Annotated in this window: 1 protein-coding gene; it reads right to left on the bottom strand. The window is 67.4% G+C overall.

Annotation, left to right across the window (positions count from 1 at the left end):
- Nucleotides 1-776, bottom strand: a 776-nt coding sequence (gene rpsB, locus OOT08_RS01125; RefSeq protein WP_325090744.1) for a 30S ribosomal protein S2, incomplete at its 3' end; no start/stop codon positions are given.
- Between the last annotated feature and the right edge of the window lie 364 nt (nt 777-1,140).

Here is a 1,140-nt window from a genome sequence, read left to right on the forward strand (position 1 = left end):
ACCTCTTCGGTCTTGGCTTCCTCGGCACCGAGGAGCTCGCGCTCCCACTCGGCGAGGGGCTCAGCGGCAGCGCCGGCCTCGGGCTTCTGGTGGCGCTCAACGAGGCCCTCAGCGGCGGCGTCGGCGATCACGCGGGTCAGCAGTGCGACCGAGCGGATGGCGTCGTCGTTGCCCGGGATCGGGTATGCAACGTCGTCGGGGTCGCAGTTGGTGTCCAGGATCGCGATGACGGGGATGTTGAGCTTGCGGGCCTCGTCAATGGCGAGGTGCTCCTTGTTGGTGTCCACAACCCAGATCGCCGAGGGCGTCTTGGTCATGTTGCGGATACCGCCGAGGCTCTTGTGCAGCTTGTCCAGCTCGCGCTTCTTGAGCAGGAGCTCCTTCTTGGTGAAGCCGGAGGTGGTGCCCTCGAAGTCGAGCTGCTCGAGCTCCTTCATGCGCTCCAGGCGCTTCGTGACGGTCTGGAAGTTGGTCAGCAGACCACCCAGCCAGCGCTGGTTCACGAAGGGCTGGTTGACGCGCGTCGCCTGCTCGGCGATGGCCTCCTGGGCCTGCTTCTTGGTCCCCACGAAGAGGATGGTGCCGCCGTGGGACACGGTGGTCTTCACGAAGTCGTAGGCGCGGTCAATGAACGCGAGCGACTGCTGCAGGTCAATGATGTAGATGCCGGAGCGCTCGGCGAAGATGAAACGCTTCATCTTCGGGTTCCAGCGGCGGGTCTGGTGCCCGAAGTGCACGCCGCTGTCGAGCAGCTCGCGGATGGTTACGACGGCCATGGCCGTTCTCCTTGTCTGCGTGACGAATCACGCGATACGGTTTGCTTCTGCGCCCGCAGAGTGCGGACACACCTGGTGCCCCGGTGATCGCCGCCCTCCGGGGAGGGACCGGTGGCGATCGCGCCGATTTTGGGCACGCGTAGTCGTTCCGAGTCGGAACGCTCCCACCAGCTTAGCATCCCCGCACCGCATTCCCCGACGCGGCGCACCCCACAACCTGCTCGGCGCGCCCCACCGGCCAGGCTCGGCGGACGAGACTGGGCGCATGACTCCCCCACCCCGCGCGTCACGTCGCCTGACGCCCCCGGCACTCCGCTCTGGGCCCGGATCACGCACCCAGCGACCGGCCCCCCGCCGGGCCTCC

Origin of the sequence: Leucobacter sp. M11, from assembly GCF_035726885.1 — a bacterium.
In the GTDB taxonomy this organism is placed as follows: domain Bacteria; phylum Actinomycetota; class Actinomycetes; order Actinomycetales; family Microbacteriaceae; genus JAPFRB01.